Annotated in this window: 25 protein-coding genes and 1 other RNA gene; 23 read left to right on the plus strand and 3 right to left on the minus strand. The window is 33.3% G+C overall.

Features of this window, described 5'->3' with window-relative positions:
* The first annotated feature begins 2 nt into the window (after positions 1-2).
* The 11 genes from E5Z56_RS09245 to E5Z56_RS09295 all read left to right on the plus strand — a co-directional run bounded on the left by E5Z56_RS09245 (position 3) and on the right by E5Z56_RS09295 (position 6,803).
* Complete coding sequence (locus E5Z56_RS09245) at positions 3-278, plus strand: HU family DNA-binding protein (RefSeq protein WP_138157536.1); 276 nt, start codon at positions 3-5, stop codon at positions 276-278.
* A 61-nt stretch (positions 279-339) separates the two neighbouring features.
* The gene (locus E5Z56_RS09250) at positions 340-582 is read left to right on the plus strand and encodes a S4 domain-containing protein (RefSeq protein WP_022506187.1); all 243 of its coding nucleotides are present in this window, start codon (positions 340-342) and stop codon (positions 580-582) included.
* Positions 583-636: 54 nt separating this feature from the next.
* Positions 637-891, plus strand: coding sequence for a sporulation protein YabP (yabP, locus tag E5Z56_RS09255; protein ID WP_022506186.1), 255 nt, complete (start codon positions 637-639; stop codon positions 889-891).
* On the plus strand, positions 891-1,247 hold the full coding sequence (yabQ, locus tag E5Z56_RS12220) for a spore cortex biosynthesis protein YabQ (RefSeq protein ID WP_138157537.1): 357 nt from the start codon (positions 891-893) through the stop codon (positions 1,245-1,247). Before yabP ends, yabQ begins: the two co-directional genes overlap by 1 nt.
* Positions 1,248-1,334: 87 nt before the next feature.
* Positions 1,335-1,703, plus strand: a complete 369-nt coding sequence (locus E5Z56_RS09265) for an FtsB family cell division protein (RefSeq protein WP_138157538.1) — start codon at positions 1,335-1,337, stop codon at positions 1,701-1,703.
* Positions 1,704-1,725: 22 nt separating this feature from the next.
* Entirely contained in the window at positions 1,726-2,181 is a 456-nt protein-coding gene (locus E5Z56_RS09270; RefSeq protein ID WP_138157539.1) for a S1 RNA-binding domain-containing protein, read from the plus strand.
* Positions 2,182-2,198: 17 nt separating this feature from the next.
* Positions 2,199-2,729, plus strand: coding sequence for a ribosome hibernation-promoting factor, HPF/YfiA family (gene hpf / locus E5Z56_RS09275; protein WP_138157540.1), 531 nt, complete (start codon positions 2,199-2,201; stop codon positions 2,727-2,729).
* Positions 2,730-2,790: 61 nt separating this feature from the next.
* The gene (locus tag E5Z56_RS09280; protein ID WP_138157541.1) at positions 2,791-3,915 is read left to right on the plus strand and encodes a THUMP domain-containing class I SAM-dependent RNA methyltransferase; all 1,125 of its coding nucleotides are present in this window, start codon (positions 2,791-2,793) and stop codon (positions 3,913-3,915) included.
* Positions 3,916-4,087: 172 nt separating this feature from the next.
* Entirely contained in the window at positions 4,088-4,372 is a 285-nt protein-coding gene (locus E5Z56_RS09285) for a co-chaperone GroES (RefSeq protein ID WP_022506180.1), read from the plus strand.
* 19 nt (positions 4,373-4,391) lie between these two features.
* Positions 4,392-6,020, plus strand: a complete 1,629-nt coding sequence (gene groL, locus E5Z56_RS09290) for a chaperonin GroEL (RefSeq protein ID WP_138157542.1) — start codon at positions 4,392-4,394, stop codon at positions 6,018-6,020.
* Positions 6,021-6,215: 195 nt separating this feature from the next.
* The gene (locus tag E5Z56_RS09295; RefSeq protein WP_138157543.1) at positions 6,216-6,803 is read left to right on the plus strand and encodes a VanZ family protein; all 588 of its coding nucleotides are present in this window, start codon (positions 6,216-6,218) and stop codon (positions 6,801-6,803) included.
* Positions 6,804-6,859: 56 nt separating this feature from the next.
* Here the strand turns inward: E5Z56_RS09295 and E5Z56_RS09300 are convergent, their stop codons facing one another.
* The 3 genes from E5Z56_RS09300 to E5Z56_RS09310 all read right to left on the minus strand — a co-directional run bounded on the left by E5Z56_RS09300 (position 6,860) and on the right by E5Z56_RS09310 (position 8,353).
* Positions 6,860-7,822, minus strand: coding sequence for an NAD(P)H-dependent glycerol-3-phosphate dehydrogenase (locus E5Z56_RS09300; RefSeq protein ID WP_138157544.1), 963 nt, complete (start codon positions 7,820-7,822; stop codon positions 6,860-6,862).
* 33 nt (positions 7,823-7,855) lie between these two features.
* Positions 7,856-8,040, minus strand: a non-coding RNA gene (ssrS, locus tag E5Z56_RS09305) — 6S RNA.
* Between the two features lie 10 nt (positions 8,041-8,050).
* The gene (locus tag E5Z56_RS09310) at positions 8,051-8,353 is read right to left on the minus strand and encodes a DUF1292 domain-containing protein (protein WP_138157545.1); all 303 of its coding nucleotides are present in this window, start codon (positions 8,351-8,353) and stop codon (positions 8,051-8,053) included.
* Between the two features lie 188 nt (positions 8,354-8,541).
* Here E5Z56_RS09310 and E5Z56_RS09315 point away from each other — a divergent pair, with 188 nt between their 5' ends.
* The 12 genes from E5Z56_RS09315 (at position 8,542) to E5Z56_RS09370 (ending at position 23,896) form a co-directional block, all read left to right on the plus strand.
* Positions 8,542-9,231: a sugar transferase gene (locus E5Z56_RS09315; protein ID WP_138157546.1), complete on the plus strand. Its 690-nt coding sequence runs from the start codon at positions 8,542-8,544 to the stop codon at positions 9,229-9,231.
* Between the two features lie 184 nt (positions 9,232-9,415).
* Entirely contained in the window at positions 9,416-10,711 is a 1,296-nt protein-coding gene (locus E5Z56_RS09320) for an O-antigen ligase family protein (RefSeq protein WP_138157547.1), read from the plus strand.
* A gap of 22 nt (positions 10,712-10,733) precedes the next feature.
* Positions 10,734-11,222, plus strand: coding sequence for an LURP-one-related/scramblase family protein (locus E5Z56_RS09325; protein ID WP_138157548.1), 489 nt, complete (start codon positions 10,734-10,736; stop codon positions 11,220-11,222).
* Positions 11,223-11,231: 9 nt separating this feature from the next.
* Positions 11,232-11,714, plus strand: coding sequence for an Lrp/AsnC family transcriptional regulator (locus E5Z56_RS09330; RefSeq protein WP_138157549.1), 483 nt, complete (start codon positions 11,232-11,234; stop codon positions 11,712-11,714).
* Positions 11,714-12,898, plus strand: coding sequence for an aminotransferase class I/II-fold pyridoxal phosphate-dependent enzyme (locus E5Z56_RS09335; protein WP_175405440.1), 1,185 nt, complete (start codon positions 11,714-11,716; stop codon positions 12,896-12,898). Before E5Z56_RS09330 ends, E5Z56_RS09335 begins: the two co-directional genes overlap by 1 nt.
* Complete coding sequence (gene ispE / locus E5Z56_RS09340; protein ID WP_138157551.1) at positions 12,882-13,757, plus strand: 4-(cytidine 5'-diphospho)-2-C-methyl-D-erythritol kinase; 876 nt, start codon at positions 12,882-12,884, stop codon at positions 13,755-13,757. Before E5Z56_RS09335 ends, ispE begins: the two co-directional genes overlap by 17 nt.
* 47 nt (positions 13,758-13,804) lie before the next feature.
* Positions 13,805-14,398, plus strand: coding sequence for a stage II sporulation protein R (locus E5Z56_RS09345; RefSeq protein WP_138157552.1), 594 nt, complete (start codon positions 13,805-13,807; stop codon positions 14,396-14,398).
* Between the two features lie 71 nt (positions 14,399-14,469).
* Positions 14,470-17,826 carry a PD-(D/E)XK nuclease family protein gene (locus E5Z56_RS09350; RefSeq protein WP_175405441.1) on the plus strand — a complete coding sequence of 1,119 codons (3,357 nt, stop codon included), beginning with the start codon at positions 14,470-14,472 and terminating at the stop codon, positions 17,824-17,826.
* A complete protein-coding gene (gene addA / locus E5Z56_RS09355) occupies positions 17,819-21,364 on the plus strand; it encodes a helicase-exonuclease AddAB subunit AddA (protein ID WP_138157554.1) in 3,546 nt (1,181 codons plus the stop codon). Before E5Z56_RS09350 ends, addA begins: the two co-directional genes overlap by 8 nt.
* 96 nt (positions 21,365-21,460) lie before the next feature.
* Entirely contained in the window at positions 21,461-22,276 is an 816-nt protein-coding gene (locus tag E5Z56_RS09360; protein WP_232842427.1) for an oxidoreductase, read from the plus strand.
* A gap of 29 nt (positions 22,277-22,305) precedes the next feature.
* Positions 22,306-23,292, plus strand: coding sequence for a helix-turn-helix transcriptional regulator (locus E5Z56_RS09365; protein ID WP_232842428.1), 987 nt, complete (start codon positions 22,306-22,308; stop codon positions 23,290-23,292).
* Between the two features lie 64 nt (positions 23,293-23,356).
* Positions 23,357-23,896: a flavodoxin family protein gene (locus tag E5Z56_RS09370; RefSeq protein WP_138157556.1), complete on the plus strand. Its 540-nt coding sequence runs from the start codon at positions 23,357-23,359 to the stop codon at positions 23,894-23,896.
* The last annotated feature ends 203 nt before the right edge of the window (positions 23,897-24,099 follow it).

Genomic DNA, 24,099 nt, shown 5'->3' on the forward strand with positions numbered 1-24,099 from the left:
AAATGAAAAAGACAGAACTAATTGCTGCAATTGCAGAAAAGAGTGGACTAACTAAGAAGGATGCTGAAGCAGCACTTACAGCTACACTTGATACAATCGTTGAAACAGTAGCAGCCGGTGATAAGATTCAGATTACAGGTTTCGGTACATTTGAACAGCGTCAGAGAAATGCAAGAATGGGTTGTGACCCAAGAACAGGTAACAAGATTGAAATTCCTGCTTCTAAAGTTCCTGCTTTCAAGGCCGGTAAGGAATTCAAGAATACTGTAAACAAGTAATTTTGCTTTTATTTTGGCTGACTCTATGTCAGCCTTTTATTTTTATATATAGGTGATTATTATGAGACTTGACAAATATTTAAAGGTTAGCCGTATCATTAAGCGTAGAACAGTAGCAAATGAAGCTTGTGATGCAGGTAAAGTTTTGGTAAACGGTAAGGTGGCAAGAGCCTCAACAAAGATTAACGAAGGGGACAGAATTGACCTTACTTTAGGTGAAAGAACAGTATCGGTAGAAGTTGTTTCTGTTAAAGAAACAGTGAGAAAAGAAGATGCTGTTACACTTTATAAACCAATATCATAAATTAATTTTTTCCCCATATAATTTATTATTTAAGTTAATATATGGGGGATTATTATGTCTGCAAATGAAATAATTTTAAAAGACAGAAAGTTTTTGTCAGTAACCGGTGTGAAAGATGTAAATGCTTTTACAGAAGAAAGTGTAATTTTAACACTTGAAACTTCATCTTTGGTAGTTAGAGGAGAAACTCTCCATATCAGCAAACTTGACTTAGAAAGTGGAGAGGTTGATGTTGACGGTAAAGTAAATTCTCTCCAATATATTAAGGAAAACCAAGATAAAAGTTTCCTAAAAAGGTTGTTGAGATAATGGCACTATACCAAACTTTTCATCCAATTGTCTTTTTATTTTCACTTTTGTGGGGTATATTTATTTACATAGCATATGAAGTTCTAAGGTTTATTAGAGTGATTGCAAGAAATAATAAAACTGTAGTCTTTGTAACCGACTTACTGTTTATGATTTTTTCTGCTATAGTAGCTTTTATGTTTTCTTTAGCCTATAATTTCGGTCAGCTGAGAATATATATGATTGTGGGATTTTTCCTTTCATTTATAGTGCTGAGATTGACCTTAGGAAGACTATCTATTGTACTTTTACTAAGTTTTATTCAATATTTTGTACTTTTTCCCGAAAAATTATTAAATTTTTCAAAAAAGTTTTAGCAAAACTATTGAAATTCTTTACCCCTTTAGTGTATAATTTATGTAAAGAAAAAAGAGTATTATTTTTTATTAACAAAGGTAGTAAAAATGACAGAAGAAAATAAAACTAAAAACAATTCTGAAAAAATTGTTACTGATTCTGATAGTGTTGTAAAAGAAGTTACACCTAAGAAGAAACGCAAGAAGAAGTTTATTTTACTTTATGTTGCTGTTTTTGTTTTTGCAGTTTATGCAGTGTATGCTTTGGTAACACAGTATAGTCAGATTGACAAGAAGAAAAGTCAACTTACTGAATTGAACAAGAAAATTTCTGTTCAAGAAATCAAGAATGACGAAATAACAAATATATATAACCTATCCGATAAGGATAATGAGGATTATATAGAACAGAAGGCAAAGGAAGATGGTTATCTTCATGCCGGAGAAAGAGTATTCGTAAATATATCAGGTGACTGATGAATGGAGCAAGGGGTAGAGTATGTCTCTGGAAGTAGGTAGTGTAGTAAAAGGTAAAGTAACCGGTGTAATGAAGTTTGGTGCATTTGTTGCTTTGCCGGAGAATAAGTCAGGAATGGTTCATATTTCTGAAATTTCTCATGAATTCGTAAATGATATTAATGATGTAATCAAGGTTGGTGACGAGGTTACTGTAAAGGTTGTTTCTATTGATAATGGCAAGATTTCACTATCAATTAAAGCAAATATTGAGAAACCGGCACCAAAGCCTAGACAGCGTAGGCCTAGAAAACCATATGTGCCTGCTCCAAAGGTTACTTCACCTGGAAACTTTCAGTGGGAAAAGTCCAAGGACGACAGTAGTTCCTTTGAAGATATGATGAATAAATTCAAGAGAACCTCCGAGGACAAAATTTCCGACTTAAAGCGTGGAAATGAAAGTCGCGGTTACTCACGCAGAGGTAATCGTAATAAATAAATACTGGGGGAATTTTAATGAAAATCACCTATACTGCAAGAAAAGTAAATTTAAAGGACAACTTTAAAGAATTATGCGAAAAGAAATTAGCAAAGTTTCAGAAGATTTTCTCTGAAGATGCAGAGGCTTCTGTTGTTGTAACACTATATAAGAACCGTCAGACTGTTGAAGTTACAGTAAAAGATAATGGTATGGTGTTCCGTGCTGAGGATACTCAGGACGAAATGAACGATGCTCTAGATAAGGTTGTTGACATTCTAGGTCGTCAGATGAGAAAGAACAAAACTCGTCTAGCAAGAAGACTTAGAGATAACACAGCTGATTTTGCTGTTCTTCTTCCTGAAGAAGATATTGAGGACGAACAGGAATTCGACATTAGAACAAAGACAATTCCTATTAAGCCTGTTTCTGTTGAGGAAGCTATCCTACAGATGAATATGCTTGACCATGACTTCTTTGTTTTCATCAATGCTGATACTGATGAAACAAATGTTGTTTACAAGCGTAAGAACAACACTTACGGTTTACTAGAACCTGAAGAATATTAATAACAATTAAGTGAATGAATATAGAGGCCCATTTGAGCCTCTATATTTTTTGGAGATTTTTATGAAGAAAGAACTAACATATGTTGCTACTTGCCTTTTAGGTGTAGAGGGCCTTGTAGCTAATGAACTAAAATTTATGGGTGCTAAAGAAGTAACACCTGAGAACGGCAGAGTAATTTTTAAGGGTAATTACAACATTCTTGCAAGAGCCAATATTTGTAGCCGATATGCCGAGAGAATTATGATTCTTTTAGGCACTTTTTATGCCAGAACATTTGAAGAACTTTTTAACGGTGTAAGCAAAATCAAATGGTCTGAATATATTGATAAGGATGACAATTTTCCGGTAAAAGGCACTTGTCTATCAAGTCAGCTAATGTCAGTACCTGACTGCCAAAAGATTATTAAGAAAGCCTCAGCAAAGTCACTTTCTAAGGCTTATGGAGTGGAATGGCTAAATGATGATGGTGACTTGCACCAAATTCAGTTCCTAATCTTTAAAGATAAAGTTTCTATTATGCTGGATACAACAGGTAAAGGTCTTTATAAAAGAGGTTATAGAGAAAATTCAAATGATGCACCTATCAAAGAAACTTTAGCAGCAGTTTTGGCCGAACTTTCTATGGTTAGAGCCAACCATACTGTAATTGATCCTATGTGTGGCAGTGGTACAATTCTAATCGAAAGTGCTTTAAAGGCTATGAAAATTGCACCGGGATTAAATAGAGAATTTTCAGCAGAAAACTGGAAACAAATTCCTAATGAAGTGTGGGAACAGGAAAGAGAAAAGGCGAAATCTGAAATCAATACCGATTGTGCATTTAAGGGTATCGGTTACGATATTGATGAAGAAAGCCTGAATATTGCCAGAGAAAATGCAGAAAAAGCCGGTGTAGCCGATAGAATTACATTTGAGCATAGAGATATAAGGGACTTTGTCCATGATACTGAGAGAGGTACAGTTATTACCAACCCTCCTTACGGCGAAAGACTTCTTGATATTGATAGGGCAAGAGAACTTTATAAAATTATGGGTAAAAAATTCGTCAAAAAAGACGGTTGGAGTTATACTATAATATCACCGGATGATGAATTTGAAAAAATCTTTGGTCGCAAAGCTGACAAGAGAAGAAAGTTATATAACGGTATGTTAAAGTGCCAAGCATATATGTATTTTAAGCGTTAAGTGAAACTTATGTGATAATATGTACAGTAAATAGAAAAATGTATATAAGATTTTGAAAAAAATCCCTATAAAGGTCTTGACTGTATGAAAAACTGGTGCTACAATATATTTAGCACTCAGAGATAGAGAGTGCTAAACCAAGTAGTTAACAACTTTAAGGAGGATAAATATTATGACAATTAAACCATTAGCAGACAAAGTAGTTGTTAAGGTAGAAGAGGCTGAACAGACAACAGCTTCCGGTATTGTTCTTTCTACATCAGCACAGGAGAAACCTGCTTTCGCAACAGTAGTAGCAGTAGGTCCTGGTGGTGTAGTAGACGGTGAAAAGGTAGAAATGACAGTTAAAGTAGGCGACAAGGTAGTTACTTCTAAGTATAGTGGTACTGAAATCAAACTTGACGGTGAAGAATACACTATCGTTTCACAGTCAGATATTCTTGCTATTGTTGAATAAGAAGAGAGGTTAATAAATTATGGCTAAACAAATGCTTTATGGCGAAGAGGCAAGAAAGGCTTTAATGTCCGGTATTGACCAACTTGCTGATACAGTTAAAATCACACTAGGCCCTAAGGGCAGAAATGTTGTTCTAGATAAGAAATTCGGTGCACCACTAATCACTAATGATGGTGTTACTATTGCTAAGGAAATTGAACTAGAAGACCCATTTGAAAATATGGGTGCTCAGCTAGTTAAGGAAGTTTCAACAAAGACTAACGATGTTGCCGGTGACGGTACAACAACTGCTACTCTACTTGCACAGGCTCTTATCCGTGAAGGTATGAAGAATGTTACTGCAGGTGCAAACCCAATGGTACTAAAGAATGGTATCAAAAAGGCAGTTAATAAGGCAGTTGAAACTCTAAAGAAGAATTCTAAGGTTGTTTCAGGTACAGAAGATATTGCAAGAGTTGCAACAATCTCATCAGCTGACCCACTAATCGGTAAGCTAATTGCTGAAGCAATGGAAAAGGTTTCTACTGACGGTGTTATCACAGTAGAAGAATCAAAGACTGCTGAAACATATTCAGAAGTTGTAGAAGGTATGATGTTTGACAGAGGTTACATTGCACCTTATATGGTAACAGATACAGACAAGATGGTTGCTGAACTTGATGATTGTCTAATTCTTATTACTGATAAAAAGATTTCAACAACTCAGGAAATTCTACCTCTACTTGAACAGATTGTTCAGGCCGGTAAGAAACTTCTAATTATTGCTGAAGATGTTGAAGGTGAAGCACTAACAACTCTAGTTCTTAACAAACTTCGTGGTACATTTACTTGTGTTGCAGTTAAAGCCCCAGGCTTTGGTGACAGAAGAAAAGAAATGCTACAGGATATTGCTATCCTAACAGGTGGTCAGGTTATCACATCAGATCTAGGTCTTGAACTAAAGGATTGTACAATTGATCAGCTAGGTACTGCTCGTCAGGTTAAGGTTGACAAGGAAAACACAATCATTGTTGATGGTGCAGGTGACTCTCAGGCTATCAAGGATAGAGTAAACAACATCCGTTCACAGATTGAAACAACAACATCTGAATTTGATAAAGAAAAGCTACAGGAAAGACTAGCTAAACTAGCCGGTGGTGTTGCAGTTATCAAAGTAGGTGCTGCTACAGAAATCGAAATGAAAGAACAGAAACTTCGTATTGAAGATGCTCTAGCTGCTACAAAGGCTGCCGTTGAAGAAGGTATCGTAGCCGGTGGTGGTACTGCTCTTGTAAATACAATCAGTGCAGTTTCTGAACTAGTTAACGAAACAGAAGGTGACGAACTAACAGGTGTTAAGATTGTTCTTAAGGCTCTTGAAGAACCTGTTCGTCAGATTGCTGCTAATGCCGGTGTTGAAGGCTCAGTTATCCTAAATAATATCCTAGAAAAGAACGAAGTAAACTATGGTTACAACGCTCTAACAGGTGAATATATGGATATGATGAAGAACGGTATTGTTGACCCAACTAAGGTTACTCGTTCAGCTCTACAGAATGCATCCTCAGTTGCATCAATGGTTCTAACAACAGAATCACTTGTTAGTGATATTAAAGAACCTGCTGCTCCTGCTCAGCCACAAATGCCTGATATGGGCGGTATGTACTAATACCAAACTTAAAATTATAAACTTAAAGTCCATCCTTTTGGGTGGACTTTTTTCTTTGTGTTAATTCACTATTTTTATACCCAATGTTATAAATTATTCTAAATTACTACCAAAAATAATAAAAATTTTTATTATTATGATATATTCTGTAAAATATATGGTATAATTACAAACGCTTATCGAAAGGAGAAGGTTATGAACAAGACAGTTTATGTTATTAAGCTAATAATTTCAATTGTTATTGGTGTAGTAGGTGGATATTTATTGTATAACTTTGCACTAATGGATAAAGTTCCTACTATGTTAGGTGATACAATATATATGCTAAGTAGTATATTGACAATGATATTGTCAATGGTAGCTTGTACTTTTATCGTGTATTTAATTACAGGATTAAAGGTTAACCCAATTGTATTTAAGGTTGTAGTAGCCTTATACTTTTTGTTCCTATTATTTGTGCTTTATGGTCGTAATTCTTCCATAAGAGAAATGAATTTCAATTTAATTGCATCTTTACAAGAACTAACTACCGACTCAGAATCATTATTACAGTTTATACTAAACATAATTGTGCTAATGCCAATTGCATATTTCTTTAAGAATAAGGGTGTTATTTTTACAGAACTTATTTTCTTAGCAATTTCATTCGGTATAGAAATTATGCAGTATGTAACTGCAAGAGGTTTCTTTGATATTATTGATATTGTTTGTTATATGATTGGTATGAATTTAGCATATCTATTCTTTAGATTAACTAAAGTAGATATAGTAAAAAGAAAATAAGCATAAAGAAAAGACCTGATAATTCAGGTCTTTTTTATGTAAATATAAAATTTTAATTAAAATTCACTTCTCACATCTCTCTTAAACAGAGCGTCCAGTGCAGGAGTGATTTCTTTATTTTCAAATAGAACTTCATATAGCTGATTAACAATAGGCATTTCCACACCCATCTTCTTAGCTAATTTGTAAATTGCCTTAGTTGTCATAACACCCTCAGCAAGTTTATCATACTTTTGTCCTTTAATCAGTTGTTCACCGTACATTCTGTTGTGACTCCATTTAGAGAACAAAGTAGCCTCATAGTCACCAAGATGACAAAGTCCATATGCACTCATTTCATTACCACCCATAACTTTAATAAGGGCAGCAACCTCTCTAGGTGCTCTGGCCATTAAACCACCTTTTAGGCTTGTATATCCTAGTCCATCAAGCATACCGGCACAAATGCCAATAACATTCTTTGCAGCAGCACCGATTTCTGTACCGATTAAATCTGTACCTATGTAAAAACGAATAAGCTCACTGTTAAATTCTTTAACCAGCTTTTTCTTAACTTCTTCATCCTCACTGTCAATAACCATACAGTTAGGAATACCTCTAACATAGTCTTGAGGATGTCCCGGACCAACCCAAACTGCAACCTTAGTTTTGTCTTTGTCAATAAACTCACTGACAACTTCACTAAGTCTTTCACCGGTAGTTTCTTCAATACCTTTCATACAAAGTACAATAGTTTTTCCGGTAAGGTCGTACTTAGCAATATCAGTCATATATTCTCTAAGATGCTGACAACTAATAGAAATAACAATAACCTCAGCCCTTTCGACTGAATACTTAAGGTCAGAAGAAACCTCAATAGAGTCAGGGTAGGAAAGGTAGTCGTTCTTTCTGTTGTTCTTTAGAGCAATAAATTCAGGTGCATTTTCCAGTCCTCCGGAAAGTACATCATGACCGATTTTGTCAAGATACCAGGCAATACAACTGCCCCAGCGTCCACATCCAAGTACAGATATTTTCATATATAAAGTCCTCGCAAATTTAAAAAATTATAGAAAAACCCCACCTGACCGTAAATGCTTAAATATAACCTGCCTACAAAATGACAGGTGGGTGCACTCCCAACAGCTTTAGGATCCCTAATGAATCATAAGGTCTTCAACACCGCATATGGAGTCCGTGCTCCCTTTTAAAAAGTTGTAGGGTTATTTTCGCATATTCGCAAATCAGGTAGGGGGATAAACTAAATCTTAGATTTCATCCTCGTCATCGAAAAGTTTTTCAAAGTTAGCTTCAAACTTTTCTGCTAAATAATCTAGTAAATCTTCATCGTCAATTTCAGCAAATTCTTCTTCACCATTATCGTTGATGATAGCTTCCATAATATAGTATTCTCCGGCATCGTTTACACTATCCTCCGGATTTTCGTAAAATGGATAAAGTGCATAATATTCACTATCTTCATGTTCAATAGTGTCCAGAATTTCAAAGCTGTGTTCGTTACCTTCATCATCAATAAGAGTGATAAGATCAGGTGCAAATTCATTGTTCATTTAGCTTCACCTCAATTTCTATACATATATTTTACCCAACTAAGTGCCATAAGTCAAGGGAAAATATGTGTAAAATTTCAAAAAATAATTAAATTTACGAATTAATTATTTTTTATTGATTTAATAGCTTTCTTGATATATAATATAACTTATGTATGTGCATTTTATTCTAGAACGGAGAATTTATTTTGTTAAAAGATTTTGATAAACTCCCTAAGGAGTTCCAATGTCCGGAAGTTAAGAAATATTACGATATATTAAAAAAGAAAAAAACAAGTATTATTCTTAAGAGAATATCTGATATTATCTTGTCAATTATTTTGATTATATTACTTGCAATACCAATGCTTGTAATCGCTTTTATTATCAAGATTAGTGCCACCAAAGGTCCTGTATTTTATAAGCAAGAGCGTGTTACTAAGTACGGTAAGCACTTTATGATTTTGAAATTCAGAACAATGATTGTTGGTTCTGACCAGTGTGGTGAACTTCTTACCAAGGAAGGTGACGAAAGAGTTACCCTAATCGGTAGAGCCTTAAGAAAGTATAGACTTGACGAATTACCACAGATTTTCCATGTACTGACAGGTAAAATGACAATTGTAGGTACTAGGCCTGAAGTTGTAAAATATGTTGAACAGTATAAACCGGTGTATTATGCAACACTTCTTTTACCTGCAGGTATTACAAGTTTTGCTTCTATTAAGTATAAAGATGAGAACAAACTCCTTAAAGAAGGTGATGATGTTGATGCAACATATATCAACAAAATTCTACCGGATAAAATGCGATATAATTTAAAGTATCTTCAAAGATTTAGATTAAGAAGAGATTTTAGCTTAATGCTAAAGACTGTTAAAGAAGTATTTAAACGATAGGGAGGTGGACAAAATTAGCCTACTGAATAACTCAAGCTATTTTAGAGTAAGTTTTATTTTATGTTTGTTTTTTACAAATGTAGCCTTTCTTCAAATACCGGCTTATTGTTTTTTAGTTGTCCTTGCTATTTGGGGAATTTATCTTACTGTTAGAAATATAGTTAAGTATAAAGCATATAAGAAAATGGAATTTGGTTTGTGGGCAATGGCTTTTTTAGGTGTTAATCTTATTACTGCCCTTATCCATATTACTGACAATTTCTTAATAAATTTATTATTTCTTGTTTTTGTTTCGGTATGTTTCTTTGTTTTTTACGGGGCATATATTGAGAAAAGTACCGACATAAAGCATGAACTTTATACAGTTGCAAGAATTTTTCTATATATGGTGACTTTAATGCAAGTAGTGGGTATTGCTTGTCTTGTGTTTAATGTTTCTTACCACAATGAATGGATAGACTTGATTGTATACGAAAATAGATTTACAGGTCTTTTTATTAACCCTAACCTTTGTGGTTTTGCATCTGTATTTGTTGTATTTTGTGTGCATATACTAACAATACATAAGTTTGACAGTAAGTATTCTGCTTTACCTGCTACATCAAGAATTTGGCTTGCATCAGGTCTTTTTATCAACATTCTGACTTTATTCTTATGTGACAGTAATGCAAGTATGGTTCTGTTCCTTGGTTATGTTATTGTGTTTGTTGTTACAAAGTTTATCACTTCAAGAGGTGACTATAAGAAGAAACAATTGATATTGAGATTTCTTTCAACATTAGTTGCCGGTGTTGTTATTATTTGTTGCACATATTTCCTAAGAAGTATTTGCCAAATCGGTGTATCAACACTTATTAATTCCAATAGCAATATTATCCTTTCAGACAGTGATGTAGGTTCAAATATTACAACAGTATTGCCTGAAAATTCTGATGTTACTTTTGAACATGAAAATTCTAATGTTGATTCCGGTAGATTTACTTTGTGGAATCAAGCAATGACTATTTTCTCCCATCATCCTGTAATGGGTATCGGTAAGGGTAATATCCTAAGCTATAGCTACAAATATATTGATGGTGGTATGCATTTTGCTAACCTATACAGTGGTGACTTTGCAAGTATGTTTGCCTCATTTACTACAGATATTCACAACGCATACATAACTATTCTTGTATGTTCAGGTGTAATCGGATTTTTGTTATTTATGATTTTTGCCTTTAGAAACGGTATATCAATTACAAAGTATCTGTTTAGAAAAGGTAAAGAGCTTGAACATGGCATTTTCCCATGTTTATTCAGTTTTATTGTGTCATATCTGGTGTTTGCTTGTTTTGAGAAAGCACTGGTTTTTGATATATCATTTATGGTAATAATTTTCTGGTTTATTTTAGGTCAGATTATGTGCTATAATGTAAGAGAAAAGGAAGAACCACTCAAGGAATTTTCCTTTAAAGAAAGTGTTAGAAAAAACCTATTGTAAAATTTAGCAAAAGGTGATTTTTATGAAGTTCTATTTTAGCAAAGATACTTCAACAGTAAATTCAAGATTTGTAATTTATGATGAACTGGGTCATATTAAGTACTATGTGCTAAGGGACTATAGTCATTCATATTGGAATCTTGTTATTACAGACATTAGCTTTAATAAGCTGTGTACAATTAATTCTGTACCATTGCCATTTATGAAGGCTTTTACAATTAAGAATAATAATAGTACCATAAGACTTGTTTTTAACAAAAATAAGTTTAGACCAATGTGCTATTATTACGGTATTAGTTGGAGAATTTGTGGCGATATTCTTGGTAAAAATTTTGAAATAAGAGATACAGATAACTCAGTTCTCCTAACTCATTACAAGAAATGGGCAGATTTATCAAAAGGCTATGAAATCAATATAACCGATAATGGGAGAGAGGTTTTTCTTCTTGCATCAGTTGTATGTGTTCATTTAATAGAAACAAACGAAAAGAAACAATTAGTAAAAGTGTGAGGTATTATTATGAATAAGTTACTTAAATTATTATCCGAAAATTCAAAATATACAACATCAGAACTTGCGTTAATTCTAAGTGAGCCTGAAGACTACATTAAGGCTCAGATTAAGGAATATGAAGAAAAAGGTATCATCAAAGGTTACAAGGCAGTTGTTAACTGGGAAAAGCTAGAAGACAAAGATGTTTCTGCTATTATTGAAGTTAAGGTTGCTCCTGAACCAGAAACAGGCTTTGACAAGATTGCAGAGAAGATTATGGCTTTTGATGAAGTTGAAACAGTAAACCTAATTGCAGGTTCTTATGACCTTTCTCTAGTTGTTACAGGTAAGACTATGAATGATGTTGCATCATTTGTTAGCAGAAGACTATCACCTTTAGCAAATGTTCTATCATGCCAAACTAACTTTATCCTAAAGAACTACAAAGAGGGTGGCGTTATTATGGCAGAAACTATTGAAGAAGAAGATAAAAGGAGCCTTGTATTATAATGGATTATTCAAAGGTACTCAACAGTAAAATCGTTTCTGTTAAGCCATCAGGTATCAGAAAGTTCTTTGATATTGCTGCTGAGATGGACAATGTTATTTCTCTTTCAGTAGGTGAACCTGATTTTAAGACACCTTGGCATGTTAGAGAAGAAGGTATCTCTTCACTACAAATGGGCAAAACTTGGTACACACCAAACAGAGGTTTGTCTATTTTAAGAGATGAAATTACTAAGTATTATGACCGTAGATTCGGTATTAAATATGAACCACTTTCACAGGTACTTGTTACTGTAGGTGGCAGTGAAGCTATTGATGTAGCAATTCGTTGTTTAGCAGGTCCGGGAGATGAAGTTATCATTCCTCAGCCATCATTTGTATGCTATGAACCATTAACAGAAATGGCAGGAGCTACTCCTGTACTAATGGATACTAAGGTTGAGAATGAATTCAGAATTGTTCCTGAAGACCTGGAAAAAGCTATTACAGACAAGACAAAACTACTTATTCTTCCATATCCTAATAACCCAACCGGTGGTATTATGGAAAAGAAAGACCTAGAGGCAATTGCTGAAGTTATCAAGAAACATGACCTAATGGTTCTTTCTGATGAAATCTATGCAGAACTTACATATACAAAGGACAAGCATACTTCAATTGCTAATATTGAGGGTATGTATGAGAGAACTATTGTTGTTAATGGTTTCAGTAAAACATACGCAATGACAGGTTGGAGACTTGGTTATGCACTTGGTCCTAAGGAAATTATTGCCCAAATGACTAAGCTACATCAGTTCTGTATTATGAGTGCGCCAACAACTGCACAGTATGCTGCTATTGAGGCTCTTCGTCATGGTGATGATGATATTGAAAGTATGAAAGATGAATATGAAATGCGTAAGCATTTTATTGTTGGTTCATTTGATAAACTTGGACTTGACTGCTTTGAACCAAAGGGTGCTTTCTACTGTTTCCCTTGTATCAAAAGTACAGGCCTTTCATCAGAAGAATTCTGTACAAGACTTATTAAAGAAAAGCATGTTGCAGTTGTTCCCGGTAATGCTTTTGGTGAATGTGGTGAGGGCTTTATCAGAGTTTCTTACTGTAATAGCCTAAAGAATATTGCTGAGGCTATGAGAAGAATTGAAGAATTCCTAGTGGAGTTAAAAGATGGAAATAAAGGTTAACGCACCGGCAAAGGTAAATCTTGCAGTTGATGTACTTGGCAAAAGACCTGACGGTTATCATTCTGTCAGTTTGGTGTTACAAGCAATTTCTTTAAGTGATACAATAACTATCACTACAACAGATACTAAAGAAATTACAGTTACTTGTAACGATAGTAATGTGCCAACTGATAAGACAAATATTGTGTATAAATCAGCAGAAAGATTTTTCAGATATACTAAGGTTGAGAATGAAGGTATCAATATTGATATTCACAAGGTTGTACCTTCACAAGCGGGTCTTGGTGGTGGTAGCTCAGATGGTGCTGCCACTGTAATGGGTCTTAATAAGCTATATAACACCAGACTAAAGGATAAAGATATGGAAGAAATTTGTTCTTATATTGGAGCAGATGTGCCATTCTTTATTAATGGTGGTACTCAACTTGCAACAGGTATCGGTACAGATATGGAGAAACTTCATTCTATGCCTGAATGTACAATAGTAATTTGTAAACCTGATGTAAATGTATCCACCAAAGAGGCCTATGACGCTATAGATGCTCAACCACCTAAACAGTTTAAATATTCCGATGAACTTATTAAGGGTATTTATATGCGTAGCCTAAATTCAGTTTGTACTTCAATGTACAATGACTTTGATGTTTTTCTTGATATTAAGGAAGTTAACGATATTAAGAAATTAATGTATAAACTAAAGGCTAACGGTGCTTGTATGAGTGGTTCAGGCTCAGCAGTTTTTGGTGTGTTTAAAAAAGAAAAGAATGCTATTAAGTGTGTAGAAAAGTTAAAAGAAACCTACCCACAAACATTCCTATGCAAACCAATCAAGATTGGTTGCTCAATTATAACTGAATAAAATTTATAAACCTGTCCATATTCTAATCGAAGGGCAGGTTTTGTATTATGAAAATATTATTAAAATCATTATCATTAGGTTTAATCTTAACAGTTATTTTTTCTTTAATTCCTTTTACTGCACAATGTAAGTCACTTGAGAAAGATATTTTTAGGTTACATATCCTAGCAAATTCCGACTTAGAAAGTGACCAAGAACTTAAGCTAAAAGTTAGAGATAAGATTCTTTCTTATACAGAAGATTTGTATAGAGATTGTGAAACTAAGGAAGATACTATAAAGGTAACAGAAAATAACCTTGTCAACATCCTAAATGTAGCACAGAAAGAAGTGTATAACTTAGGTTATGATTACAAGGTAAAAGGTGAAATTACCAATATGTATTTCAATACAAGACAGTATGGAAAATTTACTGTACCATCAGGTTTTTATGATGCATTGCGTATAACTATAGGTAAAGGCGAAGGTCATAATTGGTGGTGTGTAATGTACCCATCATTCTGTTTAGGTGAAAGCAGTGACTTGGAAAATTCCAACTTAACAGATGATGAGAAAAAACTTATATCTGATGATGATAATTATAAAATAAAATTCCAAGTAGTTGAATGGTTTGAAAAGTTCAAATCATTTTTTTGTAAATAAGTTGACAATTAAAATAGATTAAGTACTATTTTTGGTACATGAATTTTGTTACAATATTTATGGTGATGAAAATGCTAAATTTTATTAAAGGCGAAAGTGGTTCAGGCAAAACCACTTATATAACAAATCTTCTTGCCAATATGGTGAAAAACGGTGAAAAAAATATTCTTTACATTGTACCTGATCAAAGTTCCTTTGATACCCAGAGAACTTTCCTTGATTTATTAGGTCCAAAGGACTCTCTTAATATAAATGTACAAGGCTTTACAGGTCTGTGTGATTATATATTTTCAGTAAACGGTTCAAGTGGCAAAATCCCACTTGATGATGGTGGTAAGTCAATTATTATGTCATTGGCAATTGATGAATGTCAGGACAACTTGCCACTGTTTTCTCATACGAAAAATAAAAATGAACTTATTAATCTTATGCTTTCAGCAGTCAGTGAATACAAAACTTGCAATATTACAAGTGAAAAAATTCTTGAAACTGCAAGTGAAATTGAGGATGAAACCCTTAAAACAAAGCTGAAAGAAACTTGCCTAATTCGTGATACTTTTGACGCATTGGTAAGTCAAAGTTATGTTGATCCTGATGACTATATTACCCAAGGATATAATTCTTTATTAGAAAATAATATTTTCAAGGACTACATAATTGCCCTTGACTCTTTTAGTGGTTTTACAAATGTAGAACTTGAATTTCTATCAAAATTAATGGTAGATGCTAAAGACTTTTACATAACCGTAAATACCGATTCAACCAACAACAATGAACTTTTCTTTACAACTGAAAGAACAGTTAATCAGTTAAAAAAAATTGCCAGAGATAATGATGTGAAGATTGCCTCTCCAATAGTTTTAGCAGAAAATCATAGGTTTGAAACAAGTGAACTTATACCAATTTTAAAGAATGTTTATAGAATTGAAAAGACTTCACTTGACCAAGGAACTAATAATATTCTCCTGTATGAAAGCAAAAATAAATATACAGAATGTGATTTTGTAGCAAGAAATATCAGAGAATTAATTATTGATAACGACTATACATATCAGGATATTGCAGTTATTTACAGACAAGACAATTCCTATGATGGCATTATTGACAGTGTTTTTGATAAATATAATATTCCTTATTTTATGGATAAAGAGGAAGATATTTTCACAAAACCATTAATAAAATTAGTTTCCTCAATCCTAGAAACAATCAATAATTCTTATCAGAGAGAAAATGTACTAAATATCCTAAAGTCAGGATTAATGCCATTTACTTCAGAAGAAATTTCTTTATTCGAAAATTATATCCTAATGTGGGATATTAAAGGCAGTAATTTTAAGAATGACTTTATAGATAATCCACAAGGTTTAGTGTCTGACTTTAGTGATGATGACAGAAAGACTCTGGAAATTATCAACAAGGTAAGACAAGGTGTTATTAATCCATTAGTAGATTTTCAGTTAAAATCAAAGGATACTAATGCCACAACTATTACTAAGAATTTGTATAACCTACTTCTAAACTACAACATTCCTGAAAGTATAGTATCAATGTGCGAAACTTTAGAAGAAAGTGGCAACCTACCTTTGTCAGAAGAACAAAGAAGATTATGGGAAATTCTAATGAATATCCTTGATAAAATGATAAATCTACTTTCTGACAAAAAACTTTCTTTAAAAGAATATACAGAACTGCTGATGCTACAATTCAACAACAGTACAATTGCATTTATCCCAAAAGCAATGGATGAAGTTGTTGTTTCAGGTGTAGAGAGAGTTCGTATGCCACAGAAAAAGGCAGTTTTCGTAATAGGTTGTAACGAAGGTATTTTCCCACAAGTACCATCAGCTAACGGTGTTTTTACAGATAGTGAAAGAAAGATTTTGCTTGAAAAAGGTATGGAAGTCAATGACTCGGTAGATGAACTTAATTATAAAGAAATGTACCTTGCTTACTATGCATTAACCTTGCCATCACATAAATTATTTGTAAGTTATTCAACAAGTAACTTGCAAGGAGAACTCCTAACACCATCATCATTAGTAAGAGAAGTGAAAGAAATATATCCAAAGGTAACTACTTTAAGTGATTACTCTCTAACTGCCGATGATATGTTGTGGAGCAAGAATTCAGCTTTTCAGTTTGTAGCAAATAACATTAAGTCCAACAGTATTACAGAAAAAACTTTGGAAAATTATTTTTCTCAAGAAGAAAATTATAAAGAAAAAATTGCTACAATTAAAGACACTTTACAGGATAATCCTATCCAAATTAAAGATGAAAATATTGCAGAAAAATTATTCGGCAAAGATTTATTCCTTTCAGCCTCTCAAGTAGAGACTTATCATTTGTGTAAGTTTAAATATTTCTGTCAGTATGGACTAAAGGCAGAAGAAAGAAAAAAGGCAGAAATAGATTCTTTACAGTATGGTACTTTAACCCACTATTTACTGGAAAGATTTTTAAGAGAATATAAGAAAACCGACTTTGTATCTCTAAGCAATAAGGACATAGCAAAGATAATTTCTCAGTATCTAAACGACTATGCAGTGGAAGAATTAGGTGGAATAGACAACAAACCGGCAAGGTTTAAGTATCTTTTCTATAGAATTCAGGACAATGCAATTAAGCTACTGATTCATATTATAAAGGAACTTTCCCAAAGTGAATTTGTACCAACTGCATTTGAATTAAATGTAGGTAAGGATATACCTGCCTATAAGCTGACCCTTGATGATGGCTCTTCACTTTCTGTGAGAGGTTCAGTAGACAGAGTAGATGTAATGGATAAAAACGGTGAAAAGTTTGTAAGAGTAATTGACTACAAAACCGGTTCAAAAACCTTTAAAATCGGTGATATTATGTATGGTCTTAACTTGCAAATGCTTATTTATCTTTCTGCCATTAAGGCTAACGGTAAGGATTATTTTGGTGATAATATTGTGCCTTGTGGTGTACTTTATCAACCGGCAAAGGCTAAGTTTGTTTCTTCTGATGACAAAAATGATTCAGAAAAAAATCTTAATGAATTTGACAAAAACTTGCGTATGAACGGTATTATCCTAAATAATGACTCTGTAATTATCGGTATGGATAGTACAGAGAAAGCCAAGTATATACCGGTGAAAAAGTCCTCAAGAGGTGGATATACAGGTGCTGATTATCTTTATGACCTATCAGAACTTGGCAAGATTTTTAAGAACATTGATGACACCTTAACAGAAATGGCAAAGACACTTCATAAGGGTAATATTGAGTATAACCCAACCAAAGATTTTACTTCTGCAAGTGATAATTATGATGCTTGTAAATACTGTCCTTACCTTTCAATTTGTGGATATGAGGACGGCAAAAATTGCAGAAATATTGCAAAGCTATCCAGAAAAGAAGTAATGAAAATGCTACAAGAGGAGGAAGAAGAAAATGCCTAATTGGACACAAAATCAGCAAAATGCCATAAATTCAACTAAAGGTTCTATTCTTGTTTCTGCCTCAGCAGGTTCAGGTAAAACAGCAGTACTTGTTGAAAGAGTAATCAACAGAATTACCGACAAGAAGAACCCAACACCGGCAGACAGAATGTTGGTAGTTACCTATACAAAAGCAGCAGCTGCCGAAATGAAAGAAAGAATTATTGCAAGACTTTATGATTTAATTAAAGCAAATCCATATGACTCTCATTTGCGTTATCAGCAACTAAAGCTACAAAATGCCCATATCTCAACAATCCATTCATTTTGTAGTCAGTTAGTAAGGGAAAATTTCTATAGTCTAGGTGTTAGCAAAGACTTTAGAATTGCTGATGATGGGGAACTTTCTGTACTGAAGAATGACGCTATTGATGATGTTTTTGATACTCTTTATTCTAAAGAAAATAATTTATCATTCCTAAATATTGTAGAGGCTTTTTCCGACAACAAGGACGATAAAGCACTAAAGCAAGTTGTGTTTAAACTATATGAATTTTTGCGTTCACATCCTTTTCCTCATACATGGCTTGAAGAAAAACTTTCTTACTACAATAGCAATATTGATATTTCCACTTCCATATGGGCAGAAATTATTTTTAAGTATTCTTATCAAGCACTTGCTTATGGAATTTCTTTAGTTGAAAGTAACCTTGAACTTTCTGCAACTGATGAAAAGCTACAGTCAGCTTTAACAACTGCACTTACAGAAGATAAAATGACTATAACCGGTATTATGTCAGCTATTGAGGACAGAAACTGGGATGATGCTTATAAATTAGTTTCTGAATGTTCTTTTGGCAGATTTCCAAGTGTTAGAGGTTACAAGGATAACCCAACAAAAATAAAAATCAGTGAAAATCGTGATAAATACAAGAAAATAGTTTCTGATTTGTCAAAGTATTTTATCTATGATGAAGAAAGTTGTAAGGCTGATTTAGATTTACTGAAACCTGTAGTAGAAGAAATGTTCAATACAGTTCTTTTGTTTGACCATAAATTCCAAGAGCTTAAGAAACTAAAGAATATTCTTGATTATAGTGACCTTGAACATTATACTCTTAAACTGCTTGTGAAAGAGGAAGATGGTAAGGTAGTTCTAACAGAAATGGCACATAAAATTGCTTCTCAGTTTGATGAAGTAATGGTTGATGAATACCAAGATGCAAATGAAGTTCAGGATATTATTTTTAAAGCAGTATCAAATGAGGAAGAGGACTTGTTTGTTGTAGGTGATGTGAAGCAAAGCATCTATTCCTTTAGACAAGCTATGCCTAAAATCTTTATTGACAGAAAAGAGAAATATCCTCTTTATGTAGCAGAAAAGGACAACTACCCGGGAAGAATAGTTCTTGAAAAGAATTTTAGATCCAGAAAAGAAATCACAGATTCAGTTAACTTTGTTTTTGACTCAATAATGTCTAAGGATTGTGGTGACATTGAATATAATGAGGAAGAAACTTTAGTTTGTGGTGCAACTTATAACGATACTGATGAAACCAAAGTTTCTCTAAATCTAATTGATATGGACTATGAAGAAGAAACCGATAAGTGTATTGTAGAGGCTGACTTTATAGCAAAAGAAATTTTCCGTATTAAAGCCCGGAGAAGTGTTTATGATAAAGGAGAGTTAAGACCTGCTAATGACGGCGACTTTGCAATCCTACTTAGAAGTGCAAATAAGTATGCCCATATTTATGTTAATAGATTGAAAATGTGGGGTATTCAAGCCACTTCAACAGTTAGCGAAAGTTTTCTACAAAATCGTGAAATTGTTATTATCACCAATCTACTAAGAATTATTGATAACCCATTACAAGATATTCCTTTGCTTTCTGTTATGGCAAGTCCTCTTTATGGCTTTACAGGTGATGAACTTGCTTTAATGCGTACAGAAGATAGGAAGAAAAGAATTTATAATTCACTAGTAACCTTTGCAGAAAATGGCAGTGAAAAGGCAAAAAGATTGCTTGATGACTTAGACAGATTTCGTACATATGCAGTAACAATGCCTGTTCATACTTTACTTGACAGAATTTTTGAAGAAACCTTCTATACTTCAATTTTTGATGGTGTGTCAGAAACAGATGTGCCATACAACAATATTCTTCTGTTTAAAGAATATGCAACAAATTATGAGTCAAGTGGCTACAAAGGACTATCAGCATTTGTAACTTATATTGATAACCTTGTTAAGCAAGAAAGTGATTTAAATGCCAGTAAAACAGGTGAAGACAGTGACCTAAATGCAGTAAAAATTATGAGTATTCACGGTAGTAAAGGTCTTGAATTTCCATTTGTATTCTTAGCCAATACTACAAGAAAGTTTGTCAGCGACTCTAACGACAATGTGCTTATTCATAAGGATTTAGGTTTCTCACTAAAAGCTAAAGATTATGAAAATTCAATCCGATACAACACCTTGCCAAAGGTTGCAACTTCTATTGAAATTAAGAACAGTGAAAAGGCTGAGGAATTAAGAGTCCTTTATGTTGCCCTAACAAGAGCAAGAGAAGAACTTCATATGATATGTACCGATAAGAATATGGCAAATTATATTAACAAGATGGGTGCATATATTTCAGATACTGAGAAGATTTCACCTTATGCAGTGTCTTCAGCTAACAAAATTTCTGATTGGTTAATTATGTGTGGTCTTATCCAAACAGATGGCAGTGAACTTAGGAAAATTGCAGATATTAATTATTTCTCTAAATTCAAACCTTGCCCTAAGTGGGATATAAATTATATTAAAGGTGTGAATAGTGAGGAAAAAGTTCAGGAAGAATGTGAAACTACCACTACCCAAGATACAGAAGTAACTGATGATTATATTGATACTATTATCAAAGACAGAATTGAGTATAAGTACAAGAATGATGGTATCAATACTATCCCAACAAAAGTTGCAGTATCTGATATTAGCCACAATATTTCTAAGGAAAGGTTTAAGAAAGTTCTTGCACGACCTGATTTTATGTCCGAAAAGTCAATGACACCAACTGAAAGAGGTACAGCAGTACATTCAGCATTGCAGTATATTGACTTTAAAAATGCAAGAAATAACTTTGACAGTGAAATAGAAAGATTAATTTCTAAAGGCTTTATCACTAAAAGACAAGGTGAAGTACTTGACCGTAATAAACTACTAAACCTTGTAAATTCACCTTTAACAGATAGAATTGTAAATTCCGAAAAGGTATATCGTGAGTTTAAGTTCTATACAAAAATCTTAGCAAAAGATGCATTAGAAAATGTACCGGATAATTTCTCTGACCAAAAAATTATCCTACAAGGTGCAGTTGACTTAGCATTTGTAGAGGATAATTCACTAGTAATTGTTGACTACAAAACCGATAGAATTAAGGATGTCTCAGAACTAAAGGAACTGTATTCTCAGCAACTTTTACTTTACAAAAATGCTATGGAACAGTGTACTCCATACAAAGTTTCTAAATGCATAATCTATTCAATCACCTTAGGTGATTTTGTAGAAGTGTAACTTGGCACAAATTGCAAAGATAATGGCATACTATGATATGTAGTATGCCTTGCTTTTCATTTATAATGAAACCATCAAATAACGGAGGTTATCATTATGAGAAAAGTAGCTTTAGTAACAGGAGCATCAAGTGGCATAGGCAAAATGATTGCAAGAGATTTGCAAAGTATCGGATTTAAAGTTTATGCCGGTGCAAGAAGAACTGAAAAAATGAATGATTTAAAAGAAATTGGCATCACACCCATTTCACTTGATTTAACAGAAGACAATTCAATTGTCAGTTGTGTTAATACAATACTTTCTAAAGAAAGTACAATTGATGTACTTGTTAATAATGCAGGTTATGGTTCTTATGGTGCTATTGAAGATGTACCTATTAGTGAGGGTAAAAGACAGTTTGAAGTAAATCTATTTGGTATGGCAAGACTTATTCAACTTGTTACACCATCAATGAGAAAAAATCATTACGGCAAAATTATTAATATTTCCTCAATGGGTGGTAAGATATGGACAAAATTCGGTGGTTGGTATCATGCAACTAAATATGCAGTTGAGGGTTTATCTGATTGCCTTAGAATGGAACTAAAGCCTTTTGGTATTGATGTAGTTGTTGTTGAGCCGGGTGGAATCAAGACTGATTGGGGCATTATAGCAGCCAATAATTTAAAGAAAACTTCAGCCAAAGGTGCATATGCAGAAATGGCTAATAAAGCTTCCGTTGGTATGATTAAAAATTATTCCGGTAATATGCTTTCAAAACCTGAATTGATTGCAAAAACAGTTCGTAAAGCAGTAACAAAACGCAAACCAAGAACAAGATACCTTGTTGGTTTTGGTGCAAAACCAATGGTATGGACACATAAAATTTTTGGTGACAGAATGTTTGATTGGGTTATTAAACATTTTAGTTAATCTGAATTAGTATTATTAAGGAGATAAAGGTGAAACATTTTTTAATTGATAAGAACTATGGCACATATCTTACAAATATGGGAATGTCTGTTGATGAAGTCTTAAGAAAAGCTATACTGCCTCAAGACTTGTTTTCCAGACAATCACCAAGTTTAACAGCAGAAGAGTATTTCCGTTTTATGAATGCCATAGATGTTCTTTCTGAAAATCCTAAAACACCAATTATTTTGGCATCAGCAGAGGGAATAGAAACCTTTTCACCACCTATTTTTGCTTCCTATTGTAGCAAGAATTCCTTAGCTTGTGTTAAACGATTAGCTCAGTATAAACCGTTAATCGGTGCTTTGATATATAATGTTGAAGAAAATGAGAATGAAGTAACAGTAGAAATTTTATCTTCTGATAAAGAATTAAAATTACCTGAAATATTAATCGGTATAGAGTTTGTATTTATCACTCACCTAATTCGTAAAGCAACTAAAGAAAATATAATTCCTATCAAAGTAACAACAACTGAGAAATTCCATAATAATTCTTATGAAGAATTTATCGGTACTCCTATTGTCATTACAGACAGAAACACTATTACTTTTTCTAAGGAAGATGCACCAAAACCTTTTATCAGTTATAACGAGTCTATGTGGGAATTTTTTGAACCGGAATTAAGACGCAGACTTTCAATGATGGAAACTGATGATACTTATTCTGCCAAAGTTCGTAGTGCATTAATGGAGTTACTTCCAACAGGTGAATGTACTATTGATGATGTAGCTAGGAAACTAGGTTACAGTAAGCGTACATTGCAACGAAATCTCCAAAAAGAAGAAACATCATTCCAAAAGCAACTTAACCATACAAGGGAATTACTTGCCAAAACTTACTTGGCTAATACTGATATGACAACAGAAGATATTGCATTTTTACTTGGTTATCAAGAAATCACTTCATTTATTAGAGCCTTTACAGTATGGACAGGTAAAACCGTCAGTGAATATAGGTTAGAGAATAAAGTATAAACTCTATTTTGCAAAATTACCTTTATGTGATATAATTTAGGTAGTTTATATTCAAGGTGATTTTATGAGTAAAATTCTTATTTTAGTAGGTAGCGTCAGGAAAAACGGCAATACAGAACTTTTAGCAAATGCCTTTAAACAAGGTGCAGAAAAGCACAATTCTGTGGAAATTATTTCAGTAGCAGACTACAAAATTAATCCTTGTGTAGGTTGTGAATATTGCCAAAACAGTGATGGTAATGTTTGTGCACAAAATGATGATATGAAAATTATCTACGAAAAATTGAAAGAATGTGACACATTAGTAATTGCTTCTCCTGTGTATTTTTACGGAATTTCTGCACAACTGAAAGCACTTATTGACAGACTACATACTCCAATGAGAAATACTTTTTCTGTTAAGAATATGGCTTTGCTTTTAGTTGCCGGTGCATCACTTCCACAAGTTTTTGACTCAATCCTAGTTCAGTATAGCCTTGTGCTTAGTTACTTTAAACTTAATGACTTAGGCAAAGTCCTAGTAACAGATGTTAGACAGAAAGGTGCAATCAAAGAAAATAAATCCCTACTTGATGCATATAACTTAGGAATGTCAATAAAGTGATTGTGTAATTGCTCTATTTTTTAGTGTGCTTAATTGTGTGGTGCGATTGATTGTTGTAGTTATGTTATGTATCAGTAGTTACTAATTTCATAAGAATAAGATTTAGCCAATATAAAGCATAAAATATACGATTGTTTACAACCGATTAAAAATAAAAGTATTAAAACAAAATATTAAAACAAAAAGCTCCCAATCGGGAGCTT

Origin of the sequence: Ruminococcus bovis (assembly GCF_005601135.1) — a bacterium.
In the GTDB taxonomy this organism is placed as follows: domain Bacteria; phylum Bacillota; class Clostridia; order Oscillospirales; family Acutalibacteraceae; genus Ruminococcoides; species Ruminococcoides bovis.